Below are 15,860 nucleotides of genomic sequence, written 5' to 3'. Positions count from 1 at the left end.
CGGGGTCCAGGAAGGGCCAATTCCAGGCCATATCGCAGCAAGGTTGGTAATACGGGAGCGGCAGGGGCGATGCAAGGTTCCTGCGCCCGGCGGCATCGGGCCAAAATGGCCGGCCTCAAGCGCTTCGGTCGGCCCGAGCCGATTTACATTGGCCGCGGTTTCTATAGAAGGCTCCCGAGGGGTCTACGCGACATGTATGTGATCGGAATCAGCTCGGGGATCAAGCACGGGCATCACGACGGTGCGGCGGTTTTACTGCGCGACGGGGAGCTGATCGCTGCTGCCGAGGAGGAGCGCTTCACGCTGGCCAAACATGCGCGCGGCGAGCTGCCGCGCGGGGCGATCGGCTTCTGCCTGAAGCAGGCCGGTATCACCATGCGCGACGTCGACTGGATCTGCTCGCCGTTGAAGACCTATACCAACTACACGCAGCGTCTCACCGAATATTTCAAGTATCAGTTCGGCCACAGCCCGAAGATCGAGCTCTACGACCATCACCTCTGTCATGCCGCGAGCTCGTTCTACGGCTCCGGTTTTCCGGAGGCGACAGTGGCCTGCTTCGACTTCTCGGGCGATTCCAGTTCCGGCCTCGTCGCGCATGCGCGCGGCAACGACTTCCGCGTGCTGACGCGGTTCGGACGCAACAACAGTCTCGGTCTCTATTACGGGATGCTGACGCAGTATCTCGGCTATCAGATGACCAATGACGAGTACAAGGTCATGGGCCTGTCCTCCTATGGCAGTCCGGACTATCTCGACAAGTTCGCCCAGCTGCTGCGTCCGAACGGCATCAATTACGAGCTCGATCCCGAACTCGACAAGCGCAGGCGCGACGCCGAGATCTTCACCAGCGATTTCTCGACACGGCAGGAGCGCATCTTCACCGAGAAGATGGAGGAGATTTTGGGGCCGCGGCGGCTGCGTGGCGCGCCGCTCGACCAGCGTCTGACCAACATTGCCGCAAGCGGCCAGAAGCAGCTCGAGATCGTCGCCACCGAAGTGATCCGTTCCGCGATCGCCGAAACCGGCTGCGGTGACGTCAGCATCGCCGGCGGCGTCGGGCTGAACTGCAAGATGAACATGGAGATTGCGGCCGAGCCGTCCGTGAAGCGTCTCTACGTCCCACCGGTGCCGCATGATGCCGGCGTGGCGCTCGGCGCCGCAATGATGAAATGCGCGGAGGCGGGCCACGCCATCGCACCGCTGACCCATGCTTACTGGGGACCGGACTATTCCAACGACACGATACGGGAGACGCTCGACAAGATCGGGGCGCGGTTCGAGCTGCTCGACGATCCCGTGTCGCGCTGCGTCACCGATTTGACCGAACAGAAGACGGTGGGCTGGTTCCAGGGGCGGATGGAGTACGGTCCGCGCGCGCTCGGCAACCGCTCGATCCTGGCCGATCCCAGGCATGCCGGCATGAAGGACCGCATCAACCTCACCATCAAGTATCGCGAGGAATTCCGCCCGTTCTGTCCGTCGGTATTGTATGAACGCCAGGCCGAGTATTTCGAGGACACGTTCGACGCGCCCTTCATGGTAGTGACGTTCCCGGTCAATCAGAAGGTCGCCGAGACCATGCCTGCGGTGGTCCATGTCGACAACACCGCGCGCATCCAGAGCGTCCACGCGGACAGCAACCCGCTCTACAGTCGCCTGATCGGCGATTTCGCGAAAGCGACCTCGCTGCCGGTTCTGATCAATACCAGCCTCAACATCAACGAGCAGCCGACGGTGAACGCGCCGCTGGAGGCGTTGCACACCTATTTCTGCTCGGGGCTGGACGTGCTCTATCTCGGCAATTACCGGCTGTCGAAATCGAATTGACCCTAAGTGGAATATCGCCCCGAAATAGATGGACTTAGAGCGATCGCCGTTCTCTCGGTCATGCTCTTCCATGCGGGCATCAAGGCTCTGCCGGGCGGCTATCTCGGTGTCGACATATTCTTCGTCATCAGCGGCTATCTGATCACCTCCATCATCAGCACCGAGATGGAGCAGGGCAGGTTTACATTCGCGGCGTTCTACGAAAGGCGTGCGCGGAGAATATTGCCGGCACTCATCGTGGTCGTGCTGGTGTGCACCCCCCTCGTTTTCGTTCTCATGCTTCCGCGTGAGGTGCTTGAGTTCTCGAAGAGCGTGATCGCGGTGTGCGCGTTCGTGTCGAATGTATTTTTCTGGTCGCAGAGCGGCTACTTCGACCGGATAGCCGAACTTAAGCCGCTGTTGCATACGTGGAGCCTCGGCGTCGAAGAGCAGTTCTACCTGATCTTCCCCATTCTCCTGATGGGCGCTCTGAAGTTCGGTCGGAAGTGGGCCGGAGTGCTGCTCGCCGCGATCGCCGTCGCGAGCATCAGCTACGCTCAATGGGGACCCCAAACCAAGGAAGCCACCTTCTATTTGATTCCGAGCCGCCTCTGGGAACTGCTCATGGGCGCTGTTCTGGCCTTGTGGCCCGTCACGAAGTTGCGGGCCCGGCTGTCAAACGCAACGCTCGACACTTTGGTCCTCGTCGGCATCGGGCTTATTGCGTTCGGCCTTTTTGAGCGCGGCGGATTCAAATATCCAGGTTTTCGCGCTCTGACCCCGGTGGTCGGAGCCTGGCTCGTCATTGCGTTCGCGACCACTCGGACGACGGTCGGAAGGGTGCTCGGAAGTCGGATCCCGGTCGCAATCGGGCTCGTCAGCTACAGCGCCTATCTATGGCATCAGCCGGTGTTGGTTTTCGCCAGATTGAGCGGCTTTGATCGCCCCAGTGTCGGTGTCGCGCTTGCGCTGACGGCGGTTTCTTTCGTGCTTGCCGTCTTGACCTATCGCCTGGTCGAGCAGCCGGCCAGAGATCGCAAATGGCTGAGAAAGCCGGCGCTGATTGCGGCTTGCTCGCTCGGCATATTCTCTCTCGCCGGCACCAGTATCGCTGCGATCGCCACCAACGGATTCGAAAAGCAAGGTCTTTACTTCAGCGGAGACGATACGCGTCGTCTCTACCAACTGCTCATGCGTGACACCGGGGGCGAGCTCACGCGCGACATGGCCACGGATGGCAATTGCGTTTTCTGGATGACACAGCTCGAACCTGCCGCCTGGGGCCGGCTCGTCGATTGCTCGAAGAGGTTTGGACCCGGGACAGTCGTTATCGGCGACTCCCACGCGATGAACATCTACAACGCACTATCCAGGAACAACTATGGCAAGTTCGTCGTTGGGCTGGTCAACCCTGGCTGCCGCCCTTGGGACAACACGAGACGCGAATGTCCCTATATTGGATTCGGCGAATTCATGGATGCGCATCGGGAAGTTGTCGGGACGGTCATCCTGCATTTCTCCGGATCCCATCTCGTGCTCGACGAAAATGATCAGGAAGAGCCCGGCGAGGTGCTGAAATTTGGCGGCAAGTACCATTTCAACGATAACGCGATCACCCAGACGATCGGCTATCTGCAAGCCATGTCTGGGATGACCAGGACAATCTGGCTTGGTCCCTTCGTCGAACCGAGGCTCAATTTCGCCGACTTTGAAGGGATGAAGAAGGTCGCGCGAGAGGGGTATCCCGTCAGTCCCGTGACGGCGGGTATCTTTTCGGCGCTCGAGAAGCACTTGCGCAGCACCGTTGACCTGCAACGCAGGAACTTCGACTACGTGTCGTTCTTCGATATCATCAATCCCGATGCGATGAATCTGCTGAGCGGCGATTGCTTGATGTACAGGGATTTCGATCATCTCAGCGTTTGCGGCGAGACCGTCGTCGGCAAGGATTTGAAGGCGCGCCTTTCGCGATATGCCTCGCCGGAGCGGTGAGCGGGGACGGCGGCTTCAGGCGCCTGTCGGGGATGCTACCGCTCGTCCGCGATCACCTTGCCGTCGTTCGGCAGCATGCCGGGGCTGACCAGCTCGACGGCTCCGCCGAGTTTCGTCACAGCGCGCAAGCTGCTGGCGATCTCCTCGTGCAGCGCCTGGCTGGCCGCCGCCGTTTCCGCTTTCAGTGTCATCGCATCGGTCTCGCCCTGCCGTGTGACGACGAGGCGTAATCTTCCGAGCGCGGAATGACGTTTGCCGATCTCGGCGATCTGTTCGGGGCGGATGAACATGCCCTTGACCTTGGTGGTCTGGTCGGCGCGGCCCATCCAGCCCTTGATGCGCATGTTGGTGCGGCCGCACTTGCTCGGACCCGGCAGCGCTGCGGTGAGGTCGCCAAGGGCGAGCCGGATCCAGGGATGGTGGGGATCGAGCGACGTCACCACGATCTCGCCGACGTCGCCCGACGCGACGGGATCCCCAGTGCCGGGCCTGACGATCTCCAGGATCAGGTCTTCGTTCACGACCATGCCCTCGCGTGCCTCGGTCTCGAACGCGATGAGGCCGAGATCGGCGGTACCGAAGGCCTGGTAGGCGTCGATGCCGCGCGCCTTGATCTCAGCCTGGAGCGAGGGCGGGAACGCCGCGCCGGAAACCAGTGCGCGTTTGATCGAGGAGACGTCGCGGCCTGAACTGGCCGCGGCATCGAGCAATATCTTCAGAAAGTCCGGCGTGCCGCTGTAGCCAACCGGGCGGTAGGCTTCGATCAACTCGAATTGCTGTTCGGCATTGCCGGGCCCCGCCGGGATCACGGCACAGCCGAGCGCGCGGGCCGAGGCGTCGAAGATGAAGCCGCCCGGGGTGAGATGGTAGCTGAAGGTGTTGAGGACGATGTCATCGGGCCGGAACCCGGCCGCGAACAACGCCCTCGCGCCGCGCCACGGATCAGCCTGCCGTCCCTCCGGTTCGAAGATCGGGCCGGGGGAGGTGAAGAGGCGGGCGAATGAACCGGGGGCCGCCGCCACGAAGCCTCCGAAGGGCGCAGAGGCCTTGTGCAAGGCGGGCAGTTCCGACTTGCGCAAGACCGGCAGGCCCGCCAGCGCGGCCCTGGAGGTCACGACGGCCGGATCGATACCTCTCAGCCGCTCGGCATAGGCCGGGGCGGCCGTTGCGGCTCGCAGCACCTCCGGCAGGCGGGAGAACAGATCGGCCTCGCGGGCGGCTTGGTCGCGCGTCTCGCGGGCGTCGTAGTGGGCGGTCATGGCTGTTCTTTCCGTGTTGGCATCCGTTGCGCGCCGCCGCTGGCGTGGGTATCAGACGGCCATTGGCGAGGCCCGGAGAGGACGCGATGGCGGACGAAGGAATCATTGCGGCGGAGGAGGCGACGGACGTCGTCGCGCGCCTGAAGCGCCGGATGATCGAGGAGGCGCTGCCACTGTGGTCGGCCGTCGGCTGGGATCCTGCCGCAGGCGGTTTCATCGACCGGCTGCACCGCGACGGCGCTGCGGATGCGGCTGCGCCGCGGCGCGTGTTCGTGCAGGCCCGCCAGATCTATTGCTACGCCAAGGCCGCACAAATGGGCTGGTACCCTGAGGGGCGCGCCATCGCGCTGAAGGGGCTGGAGCATCTGCTCAGCAAAGCGAAGGCGCCCGACGGCCGGCCCGGCTACGTGCACCGGCTGACGCCGGAGGGGACGGTGCTGGACGGCCGGCGCGATGCCTACGACCACGCTTTCATCCTGTTCGCGCTCGCGACGGTCTACGCGCTCGACCAGGACGCGCAAATTCGTGCCGAGATCGACGCGCTGCTGGCCTTCCTCGACGGCCATCTCCGTTCGCCGCATGGTGGCGTGCACGAAGGCCTTCCGGTTTCGCTGCCGCGCCGGCAGAACCCGCACATGCATCTGTTCGAGGCGATGATCGCGTGTTTCGACGCGACCCACGATCTGTCGTTCCAGAACCGTGCCGGCGAGTTTTTCGCGCTGTTCCTCGCCAATCTCTACGATAAGCAGAAGCGCATCCTTACGGAGTATTTCGAGGAGGACTGGTCGAAGATCGAGCCTGTCAGCGTCGAGCCGGGCCATCAGGCGGAATGGGTCTGGCTGCTGAAAGGTTTCGAACGCATCACGGGATGCCCGACGGGTCAGCGGCGCGCCGAGTTGCTTGCGACCGCGCTCCGGTATCGCGACGAGGCCACGGGCTGCCTGATCGACGAGGGGGACGACATCGGCAACATTCGCCGCGGCACGCGCCGACTTTGGCCGCAGACCGAGATCGCGAAGGCTTGGATCGCGCAGGCCGAGTCCGGTGAGGCGGGCGCAGCGGACGAGGCACGTGCGGCGCTGGTGCGGCTCGAACGGCATTATCTCAGCCATCCCGTGAGGGGCGGCTGGTACGACCAGTTCGATCGCGACGGCAAGTCGCTGATCGACACCATTCCTGCGTCGTCGTTCTATCATGTTCTCTGCGCAGTCACGGAAGCGGAGCAGGTGCTGGGTTAGAGCCACCGTTTGCGCCGCTTGAAGCTCTTGAGGTTCTTGAAGCTCTTGCGCTGGTCGCCGGCGCCGCCGAGGTAGAATTCCTTGACGTCCTCGTTGTCGCGCAGCTCGTCAGCGGTGCCGTCGAGCACGACCTTGCCCTGCTCCATGATGTAACCGTGGCTTGCCACCGACAGCGCGGCGCGTGCGTTCTGCTCGACTAGGAGGATGGTGACGCCGAGGTCGCGGTTGATCTTCTGGATGATCGCGAACACCTCTTTCACCAGCAGCGGCGACAGGCCCATCGACGGCTCGTCCATCAAGATCATCTTCGGCCGCGCCATCAGCGCGCGGCCGATCGCGAGCATCTGCTGCTCGCCGCCGGAGAGATAGCCGGCCAAACCAGTGCGTTCCTTCAGGCGCGGGAAATAGGTGAAGACCATGTCGAGATCGGCATCGACCTCGCGGTCCCGACGCGTGAACGCGCCGAGCTTGAGGTTCTCCAGCGACGTCATGTCGGAGACGATGCGCCGGCCCTCCATCACCTGGAAGATGCCGCGGCGGACGATCTTGTCGGGATCGATGCCGTTGATCCGCTCGCCCTCGAACAGGATCTCCCCGCGCGTGACCTCGCCGTCCTCGGTCTTGAGCAGCCCCGAGATCGCCTTCAGCGTCGTCGACTTGCCGGCGCCGTTGGCGCCCAACAGCGCCACGATCGCACCCTTGGGGACGTCGAGGCTGAGGCCGCGCAGCACCAGGATGACGTCGTCATAGACCACCTCGATGTTGCGCACGGCGAGGAGTGCGGCAGGTGCCACGGCGGTTGGGGAGGACCGTGGTGCTTCGATGATTTCGGTCATTGGTCATGCCGCCAATCTGGTTCTCTCGTCATGCCCGGGCTTGTCCCGGGCATCCACGTTCTTCATGCCGAGTGGTCAGACGTGGATGGCCGGGACAAGCCCGGCCATGACGCCCGATTTGCGCTACCAGCCCAGCAATTCCGCCTTGCGCGGTAGCTCGACGGTCTTGACCTTCTCGAGCTTGATCGCGCCCTTGGCCATGAGATCGTTGAGGTCGCCGTCGGTCGCACCGGTGATCTTGGTGCGATAGAGGTCGACCTTCAGCGTGCCGCGGTGGTCCTTTTCGGTCCAGGTCGAAGGATTGCAGACGCCTTCCATCCCGGCCGGGACCCAATCCTTCTTCTGATAGAATCCCTTGCGGACGTTTTCGCCGGTGGCGCCGCCGTTCTTGGCGGCCCAGTCGAGCGCTTCCCTCATGTAGAGCGCCGAACAGACGGCCGCGATGTAGTGAACCGGGCGATAGACCTTTCCGGTGGGGTCGGACATCTTGGAGATTTCCATCACCGTCTTCATGCCGGGCGCATCGCCACCCCAGCTCACCGCGGTGCGCAGCGGGAAGATCACGCCGTTGGCGGCGTCTCCGGCCGTCTTGGCGGCGTTCTCGTCCATGCCCCAGACATTGCCCATGAACTGGATTTCGACGCCTGCGGTCTTGCACGCCTTCATCACCGAGATGTTGGAGGCCGCGGTGTTGCCGAGATAGGCGTAGTTGGCGCCCGAGGATTTCAGGCTCAGGCACTGGGCGCTGTAGTCGCCCGGCGCGAGCGCGAACACGAGCGGCGGCAGCACTTCGAAGCCGAGTTCCTGCGCCATGGCTTCGCCCGCCGCCTTCGGCGCGTTCGGATAAGGATGGTTGGCGCCCATGTGCACGAATTTCGGCTTGCCGGACTTGCCCTTGGCCTTCCAGTCCTCGGCTGCCCAGATCAGCATCGCACGCAGCGAGTCCGAATAGCTCGGGCCGTAGAAGAAATTATAGGGCGCGGGCTTGGCCTTGCCGCTGACGCCTTCGGGATCGGTGAGGGCCGCGGCATAGGAGCCGGACATATCGGGGATCTTGTCCTGGGCGAGGAAGCCGGTCAGGGCCTCGGTGTCGGCGGTGCCCCAACCCATGATCGCGGCGACCTTGCTGTCCGGCGCCGACCACTTCTTGTAGAGCGCAATCGCGCGCGGCACCTGGTAGCCATAGTCGTTGGTGTCGACGTTGAGCTGCTTGCCGCCGACGCCGCCGTTCTTGTTGACCCAGGCGAATGTGTCGGCAACAGCTTGGCCATAGGGGGTGCCGACGTCGGATGTGCCGCCTGAGCGATCCTCGAGGTGGCCAACCGCGATCTGCGCCTGTGCCCCCGCGGAAAAAGCTGCGATGACAAGCGCGAGCGACGCGGTGCTCAAAAAGGACTTGGTCTTCATGGGTCGTTCCTCCTTTTATCGTTTTTAAGTGAAGTTGCCGTGCTCAATGTGAGAACGGATAGAGCTTCCAGTATGCCTTGATCTGCCGCCAGCGATGCGCGAGCCCGTCGGGCTCGAACATCAGGAAGGCGATGATGATCACCCCGATGGCGATCTCGCGCAGGAAGGTGAGATTGTTGTTGAGCGATAGAGCCTTGTCGATCGCGCCGCCCTTCAGGTGGCTGCTCAGGAATTCCATGGACTCCGGCAGCAGCACGACGAACGCGGTGCCCATCAGCGTGCCCATGATCGAGCCGGTGCCGCCGATGATGATCATGGCGAGGAACAGGATCGAGCGCTCGATGCCGAAACCTTCCTGCGACACCACGAGCTGGTAATGCGCATAGAGCGCGCCGGCGATGCCGGCGAAGAAGGCGGCCAGCCCAAACGACAGCGTGCGATATTTCGTGAGATTGATGCCCATGATCTCGGCGGAGAGATAATGGTCGCGGATCGCCACTAGCGCCCGGCCGTCGCGCGTGCGCATCAGATTGGTGACCAGAATGTAGCAGAGTAGCACATAGGCCAGCACGACGTAGAAATACTGCTTGTCGCCGCGAAGGGTGTAGCCGAAGATCGAGAACGGATTGGCGCTCGCCGGTACCGAGCCGCCGGTGAACCACTCGGCGCGGGAGAAGAAGTCGAGCAGGATATATTGCGCGGCCAGCGTCGCGATGACGAGATAGAGCCCCTTCAGCCGTGCCGCCGGGATACCGAAGATCAGTCCGACCAGCGCGGTGATGACGCCCGCGAGCGGGATTGCGAAGAAAACCGGGATCGGCGCGTTGTTGGAGATGTATGCCGAGGTAAAGGCGCCGAGCAGGAAGAAGGCGGCATGCCCGATCGAGATCTGTCCGGTGAAGCCGACCAGGATGTTGAGACCAAGCGCCGCGATCGAAAAGATGCCGATCTGGATCAGGACGCTGAGCCAGTAGCCGCTGAAGAACTGCGGCGCCAGGCATAGCAACAGCACGCCCGCAATCGCGAAGTTGCGGCTCGTGGTGGTCGGGAAGATCGTGGTGTCGGCCGCATAGGAGGTGCGGAAATCACCAGCAGGAATGAGGGCAGGGCCGGCCATGGATCAGATCCGCTCGATGTCGTGGGTGCCGAACAGGCCATAGGGCTTGATCATCAGCACGATGATGAGGACGTAGAACGGCGCGACCTCGTAGAGATTGCCCCAGTGCAGATACTCGCTGTCGACATATTGCGCGATGTTTTCCAGGAGCCCGATGATGATGCCGCCGAGCACGGCGCCGCCGACGGAGTCGAGCCCGCCCAGGATCGCTGCCGGAAACACCTTGATGCCGTAGGCCGCCAAGCCCGACGACACGCCGTTCACCACGGCAACCACGACGCCTGCAACGGCCGACACCGTCGCTGAGATCGCCCAGGCCAGCGCGAACACGCTCTTCACGGAGATGCCGAGCGATTGCGCCACCTGCTGGTTGAACGCGGTGGCGCGCATCGCAAGGCCGTATTTGGAGGCTCGGAAGAACCAGGCCATGCCGATCATCATGGCGACCGACACCACGAGGCTCATGACATAGACGGTCTGGATCTGGAGCCCGAACAGGCTGATCGACTGGCTCTCGAACACCCGCGGGAACGGTTGCGGGTTGACGCCGAACATCCATTTTAGCGTCGCCTGCAGCACGGTGGAGAGGCCGATCGTCACCATGATCACCGAGATGATGGGTTCGCCGATCATCGGCCGCAGGATCAGGACCTGAATCGCGATGCCGAACACGAACATGAACACCAGCGTCATCGGCATGCCGATCCAGAACGGCACCTGGTATTTGGCGAGCAGTGCCCAGCACACCCAGGCGCCGACCAGCAGCAATTCACCTTGCGCGAAGTTGACGACCTGCGTCGCCTTGTAGATCAGCACGAACGACATCGCGACCACGCCATAGAGCGTGCCGACCACGAGGCCGTTGACCAGGAGCTGGATGAGAAAGGCGGTGTTCATGTGATATGCTGTCCTTCGCCTCTCCCCGCTCGCGGCAGGGCTATCGCATATGGTGCGCACGATGCGGCGGCATTGGCAGTCGGCTCCCTCTCCCGCAAGCGGGAGAGGCGAAGGGCAGCGGTGCTTGCGCTCAAACTCACTCCGCCGCCTCCGCCATGTGCCCGTGCCCACCCAGATCCACCACGCGCAACGTCGTCCGCACGCGCTGCGTGGTGCCGTCCTGGAAGCGGATCACGGTGTCGACGGGGATGTCGGCATCGCCGCGGTAGATGGCATCGATGATGCCTTCATATTTCTCGTTGATGACGCTGCGGCGAACCTTTCGAGTGCGGGTGAGCTCGCCGTCGTCGGCGTCCAGTTCCTTGTAGAGCAGCAGGAAGCGCGAGATGCGCTGGGCCGGCGGCAGCGTGGCGTTGACGGTCTCGACCTCCTTGCGGAGCAGTGCATAGACCTCCGGCCGCGAGGCGAGATCGCTATAGGTCGTGAAGGAAAGGCGGCTCTTCTCCGCCCATTTCGAGATGATGGAGTAGCGGATGCAGATCATCGCCGCGAGCGCGTCGCGACCGGCCCCGAGCACCACCGCTTCGGCGATATAGGGCGAGAACTTCAGCTTGTTCTCGATGAACTGCGGCGAGAAGCGCTCGCCGCGCGAGGTCTCGGCGAGATCCTTGATGCGGTCGATGACGACGAGCTGCTGGTTGGCGTTGAAATAGCCGGCATCGCCCGACAGCATCCAGCCGTCCTTGATGTCGGCGACGCTGGCCTCGGGATTTTTGTAATATCCGAGGAACATGTTGGGATGCCGCACCACGATCTCGCCGACGCCATGGACGTCGGCATTGTCGATGCGGATCTCGACTTGGTCGGACATCGGCACGCCGGTGGTATCAGGATCGACCTTGCCCTCGGGGTGCAGCGTGTAGGCCCCCAGCAGCTCGGTCTGGCCATAGAGCGTGCGCAGCGGCACGCCCATGGCCTGGAAGAACTTGAAGGTCTCGGGCCCGAGCGCCGCGCCGCCGGTCGCGGCCGAGCGCAGCCGGGTGAAGCCGAGGCGGTCGCGCAGCGCGCGGAACAGGATGGCGTCGGCAAGGCCCGAGCGCTTGCCTTGCTCGAGCGCGGCAAGGCCTGACTTCATCCCGAGATCGAACAGGCCTTGCTTGAGAGGCGTGGCGTCCATCACCTTGGCGCGGACGTCCGCGGCGATCGATTCCCATACGCGGGGCGCGAACAGGACGAACGTCGGCGCGATCTCGCGCAGGTCGTTCATCATCGTCTCGGGCTCTTCGACGAAGTTGATCTTCATCCGGCAAAGCAGACCTTTGCCAAGCACGTAGACCTGCTCCATGATCCACGGCAGCGGGAGCACCGAGACGTATTCGTCGTCCGGTCCCTTCGGATCGAAAGTGAGATAGGTCGCACAGTGGCCGAGCACGCGGCCGGCGGCCAGCATCGCGAGCTTGGGATGCGACGTCGTGCCCGAGGTCGTGCAGAGGATCGCGACGTCTTCGCCCTTGGTGGCATCCACCAGTCTGTCGTACAGCTCGGGCTCGCGCGCGGCGCGGGCGCGGCCCAGCTCCGCGAACTTCTCCGCCGACATCAGCCTGGGATCGTTGTATTTCCGCATCCCGCGCGGATCGGAATAGATGATGTGCTTCAGCTTCGGCGCGCGGTCGGCGAGGGTAAGCAGCTTGTCGACCTGCTCCTCGTCCTCGGCGAAGACGAGCTGCGCCTCGCCATAGTTGAGGAGATAGGAGGCCTCTTCATCCAGCACGTCGCGATAAAGCCCGAGGCTGAGGCCGCCGATGGCGTGCGTCGCCACTTCCGCCGCGACCCAGTCCGGCCGGTTGTCGCCGATGATGCCGATGACGTCGCCGCGGCCAAGGCCCATTTCGAGAAGACCGAGCGCGAAATCGCGCACCCGCGTCTGGTAGTCGTTCCAGGTGAACACGCGCCAGAGCCCGAGATCCTTCTCGCGCAGGGCAATCTCGTTGCCGTGCTCCCTGGCGTTGAGCCGGAGCATTTTTGGATAGGTGTCGGCCTGGGCGACGCGGCCTGCGTAATCCATCATGCCGCGCTCTCCTGCGCGGGGGCCGCGTCATCGGGATCGACCAGCACCTCGTCTTCTTCGCCCAGATAGGCGCGCCTGACGTGGGGATCGGCGAGCACGGTCGCCGGATCGCCCTCGGCGATCTTCTTGCCGAAATCCAGCACCATGACGCGGTGGGAGATGTCCATCACCACGCCCATGTCGTGCTCGATCATCACCACCGTCATCCCGAATTCCTCGTTGAGATCGACGATGTAGCGGGCCATGTCCTCCTTCTCCTCGAAGTTCATGCCGGCCATCGGCTCGTCGAGGAGGATGAGACGCGGCTCCAGCGCCATGGCGCGGGCGAGCTCCACGCGCTTGCGCAGGCCGTAGGAGAGGGTGCCAGCGGGAGCTTTACGTACCGACTGAAGATCGAGGAAGTCGATGATCTCCTCGACCTTGCGGCGATGATCGAGCTCCTCCTTGCGCGCGCCGGTGAGCCAGTACAGCGAGCCCGTGAGGAAATTGTTCTTCAGCAGGTGATGGCGGCCGACCATGACGTTGTCGAGCACGCTCATGTGGTGGAACAGCGCCAGGTTCTGGAAGGTGCGGCCAATCCCAAGCGAGGCCCGCGCATTCGGCGTCAGGCCGGTGATGTCGCGGCCCTGGTAGTACAGCTGGCCTTCGGTCGGCTTGTAGCGACCGGAAATACAGTTCACGATCGAGGTCTTGCCGGCCCCGTTAGGACCGATGATCGAGAACAGCTCGCCCTCCCTGATGGCGAAGCCGACATCGGTCAGCGCCCGGACGCCGCCGAATCGCAAGGACACGCCGCGCACTTCAAGACTGGTAGCCACCAAACAAATCCCTCCCGGTGATGGCGCGTTCAGCGGCGCTCTTCGTCGGTTCCTGCCGGGCGATCCTAGTACGGCCGTGCCGGTGAGGCCATGCAGCAGTTGGTCTCCACCGGAGCCGTACCGCTCTCATTCCCGCTTGGGATCAAAAGCCGCATCGCCCGAGGTGGCTCTCAATAGGGGAAAGCGCTATTTTGAAATGTCTCTTGGCTGACAATTCTGCGACAAAGTTTTTCGGGGCCGCAGCTTTCGTCTTTCGTCGAATGGCCTGTCGAGACGATCTTATTGCGGTGCAGCAGAAGGCTTGGGTGACGAAACGGTGCGTCTGGCTTCGGGATCATGATTTCAGAGGATCAACTGAAGCGCGTCGCCGCCTGGTCGCGTGAGCTCACGCAGGCTGAGATCGAGGTCGCTCGCGCAGGCATCACCGAGCGGTCCTATGGCACCGGAGAGACCGTGTTCATGCGCGGCGACACGTTCGACTATTGGGCCGGCATGGTCTTTGGCCTCGCCCGGATGGGCGGTGTCTCGCGCGATGGCAAGGAAACGAGCCTTGCCGGTCTCACGGCAGGGGCCTGGTTCGGCGAGGGCAGCGTGCTCAAGAACGAGCCGCGCCGCTACGACGTGGTCGCGCTGCGCAACAGCCGCGTCGCGCTGATGGAACGCAGCGCCTTCATGTGGCTGTTCGAGAACAGCGTCGGCTTCAACCGCTTCCTGGTGCGCCAGCTCAACGAGCGGCTCGGGCAGTTCATCGGCATGCTCGAGGTCAATCGCACGCTGGACGCCACCGCGCGCCTCGCCCGCGGCATCGCCTCGCTGTTCAACCCGATCCTCTACCCGGAATCGACCGCGCATCTGGAGATCACCCAGGAAGAGATCGGGGCACTCTCCGGCATGTCCCGCCAGAACGCCAACCGCGCGCTGAACCGGCTGGAGAAGGAGGGGCTGCTGCGGCTCGAATATGGTGGCGTCACCATCCTGGATGTGGAGAAGCTGCGCGGGTATGGGGATTAGCGCGCGGACGCCCTTGAAGAAGTGGACGGCTCCAGAGCCCTGACAACGCTATCCGCTTACGTGGAACGAACAGGCACAGCAAGCGTTGTGAGCTTGGGTTATTCAGGTAGATTGGCATGGCTGGCTCTCGCATGATCCAACTTCCGGTGAAATGACCATCCAGAACGGGCGGCATCATGCCTAGCGAACCGAAGCCGGTCCTTCAGACCGTCTCGGATGCTCCTGTCAATCCTCAGGATGAACTTCCGTATCGTCGTCGCCAACAGGCTCTGCTGCGAGAGTTTGGCACCGCTGCGCTACAGACCCGAGATTTCCGGCAAATTCTCCAGAATGCCGCAGAACTTAGCGCGCGAGGTTTGGGGTGTTCATACGCCAAAGTCCTCGAATATCTCCCCGACGATCATCGCCTGATCGTGCGTGCGGGCATCGGCTGGCCCGCGGGTACTGTGGATCGCGTGTCCCTCGGTGCGGATATCGAGTCTCCCGCCGGCTTTGCATTTCAGACCGGGCAATCGGTCGTCTCCAATCATTTGCAAGATGAGACGCGCTTTAGGACGCCCAAACTCCTTGCTGATCATGGCATCAAACGTGCGATCAACGTTCTCATCAGACGCGGGGGCGAGGGCAACACGCCCTTTGGCGTCCTCGAAGCCGACAGTCCGGACCCCGGCCAGTTCGACGACGCCGATGCGGACTTCCTTGCAGGTTTCGCCGGCTTGCTGGGTATTGCGATCGAGCGTCAGCATGCGGATGCCAAGCTCGAAGAGGCCCGCGATCACGAGGCTCTGCTGACACGGGAAATGAGTCATCGGGTGAAAAACAGCCTGACCTCGGTCGTTGGCTTGCTGCGTGTTCAGGCGCGCGCTTCAGAGTCCTTGGACGTCAAGAACGCTTTGGAAAATGCAGCCATGCGCGTTTCTTCGATAGCCGAGGTGCATGATCATTTATGGCGCGGCAGCAAGGTCGGATTTGTCGATCTCTCGGATTTTGTCGGTCATCTCTGCGAAAATCTGCAGCGATCCGCGCCCGAGCACAAGCTTCAATATCATTCCGACCCGGTCATCATTTCCGCCGACAAAGCCATTCCGTTGGGGTTGCTGGTCAATGAGCTGGTCACCAACGCCGTCAAGTATGCCTATGTCGACGGGCCTGGCGTCATCCGGGTGGATGCCCGGGAAATCGATGGACATCTGATCGTCGAGATTTCCGACGAAGGTATGGGATTGCCCGAAGGGTTTGACATCAATCAACCGCGAAACAGCCTTGGCTTCCGCGTCATCAATGGTCTGGTCCGGCAGTTGATGGGCGAGTTGAAAATTTCAAGAAACACCCCAATAGGGGCGCTTTTTACAATCAAGTTTTCTCTCGATCCGCCCTGAGCAACATCGGGCGCCGAAGCCAACTTTCA

12 protein-coding genes are annotated in these 15,860 nt (G+C 62.8%); 5 read left to right on the top strand and 7 right to left on the bottom strand.

Annotated elements, in window-relative coordinates; all coding sequences use genetic code 11:
- The first annotated feature begins 192 nt into the window (after positions 1 to 192).
- Entirely contained in the window at positions 193 to 1,830 is a 1,638-nt protein-coding gene (locus tag IVB24_RS29060) for a carbamoyltransferase C-terminal domain-containing protein (protein WP_247769897.1), read from the top strand.
- 6 nt (positions 1,831 to 1,836) lie between these two features.
- Complete coding sequence (locus tag IVB24_RS29055) at positions 1,837 to 3,801, top strand: acyltransferase family protein (protein ID WP_247769896.1); 1,965 nt, start codon at positions 1,837 to 1,839, stop codon at positions 3,799 to 3,801.
- A 35-nt stretch (positions 3,802 to 3,836) separates the two neighbouring features.
- Here the strand turns inward: IVB24_RS29055 and IVB24_RS29050 are convergent, their stop codons facing one another.
- Complete coding sequence (locus tag IVB24_RS29050; protein ID WP_247769895.1) at positions 3,837 to 5,060, bottom strand: AMP-binding protein; 1,224 nt, start codon at positions 5,058 to 5,060, stop codon at positions 3,837 to 3,839.
- A gap of 86 nt (positions 5,061 to 5,146) precedes the next feature.
- Here IVB24_RS29050 and IVB24_RS29045 point away from each other — a divergent pair, with 86 nt between their 5' ends.
- The gene (locus IVB24_RS29045) at positions 5,147 to 6,298 is read left to right on the top strand and encodes an AGE family epimerase/isomerase (protein ID WP_247769893.1); all 1,152 of its coding nucleotides are present in this window, start codon (positions 5,147 to 5,149) and stop codon (positions 6,296 to 6,298) included.
- On the opposite strand, the gene IVB24_RS29040 is transcribed toward IVB24_RS29045, so the two are convergent.
- The 6 genes from IVB24_RS29040 to IVB24_RS29015 form a co-directional block, all read right to left on the bottom strand.
- Entirely contained in the window at positions 6,295 to 7,134 is an 840-nt protein-coding gene (locus tag IVB24_RS29040) for an ABC transporter ATP-binding protein (protein WP_094972446.1), read from the bottom strand. The genes IVB24_RS29045 and IVB24_RS29040 overlap by 4 nt on opposite strands.
- 123 nt (positions 7,135 to 7,257) lie before the next feature.
- Positions 7,258 to 8,541, bottom strand: coding sequence for an ABC transporter substrate-binding protein (locus IVB24_RS29035; RefSeq protein WP_094972445.1), 1,284 nt, complete (start codon positions 8,539 to 8,541; stop codon positions 7,258 to 7,260).
- Between the two features lie 43 nt (positions 8,542 to 8,584).
- Complete coding sequence (locus IVB24_RS29030; protein WP_094972444.1) at positions 8,585 to 9,658, bottom strand: branched-chain amino acid ABC transporter permease; 1,074 nt, start codon at positions 9,656 to 9,658, stop codon at positions 8,585 to 8,587.
- A gap of 3 nt (positions 9,659 to 9,661) precedes the next feature.
- On the bottom strand, positions 9,662 to 10,555 hold the full coding sequence (locus IVB24_RS29025; RefSeq protein ID WP_140480537.1) for a branched-chain amino acid ABC transporter permease: 894 nt from the start codon (positions 10,553 to 10,555) through the stop codon (positions 9,662 to 9,664).
- Positions 10,556 to 10,691: 136 nt separating this feature from the next.
- Positions 10,692 to 12,623 (bottom strand): long-chain fatty acid--CoA ligase, encoded by a 1,932-nt coding sequence (locus IVB24_RS29020; protein ID WP_247769891.1) that lies wholly within the window; start codon positions 12,621 to 12,623, stop codon positions 10,692 to 10,694.
- Positions 12,620 to 13,441 (bottom strand): ABC transporter ATP-binding protein, encoded by an 822-nt coding sequence (locus IVB24_RS29015; RefSeq protein ID WP_094972545.1) that lies wholly within the window; start codon positions 13,439 to 13,441, stop codon positions 12,620 to 12,622. The genes IVB24_RS29020 and IVB24_RS29015 overlap by 4 nt, the downstream gene beginning before the upstream one ends.
- Positions 13,442 to 13,777: 336 nt before the next feature.
- Between IVB24_RS29015 and IVB24_RS29010 the strand changes: the two genes are divergently transcribed.
- The gene (locus IVB24_RS29010) at positions 13,778 to 14,452 is read left to right on the top strand and encodes a Crp/Fnr family transcriptional regulator (RefSeq protein WP_212285113.1); all 675 of its coding nucleotides are present in this window, start codon (positions 13,778 to 13,780) and stop codon (positions 14,450 to 14,452) included.
- A 176-nt stretch (positions 14,453 to 14,628) separates the two neighbouring features.
- On the top strand, positions 14,629 to 15,831 hold the full coding sequence (locus tag IVB24_RS29005; protein WP_247769889.1) for a histidine kinase dimerization/phosphoacceptor domain -containing protein: 1,203 nt from the start codon (positions 14,629 to 14,631) through the stop codon (positions 15,829 to 15,831).
- The last annotated feature ends 29 nt before the right edge of the window (positions 15,832 to 15,860 follow it).

The sequence above is a fragment of the Bradyrhizobium sp. 192 genome (genome assembly GCF_023100965.1).
Taxonomy (GTDB): domain Bacteria; phylum Pseudomonadota; class Alphaproteobacteria; order Rhizobiales; family Xanthobacteraceae; genus Bradyrhizobium; species Bradyrhizobium symbiodeficiens.
This window is presented reverse-complemented; position numbering and strand designations above follow the sequence as displayed.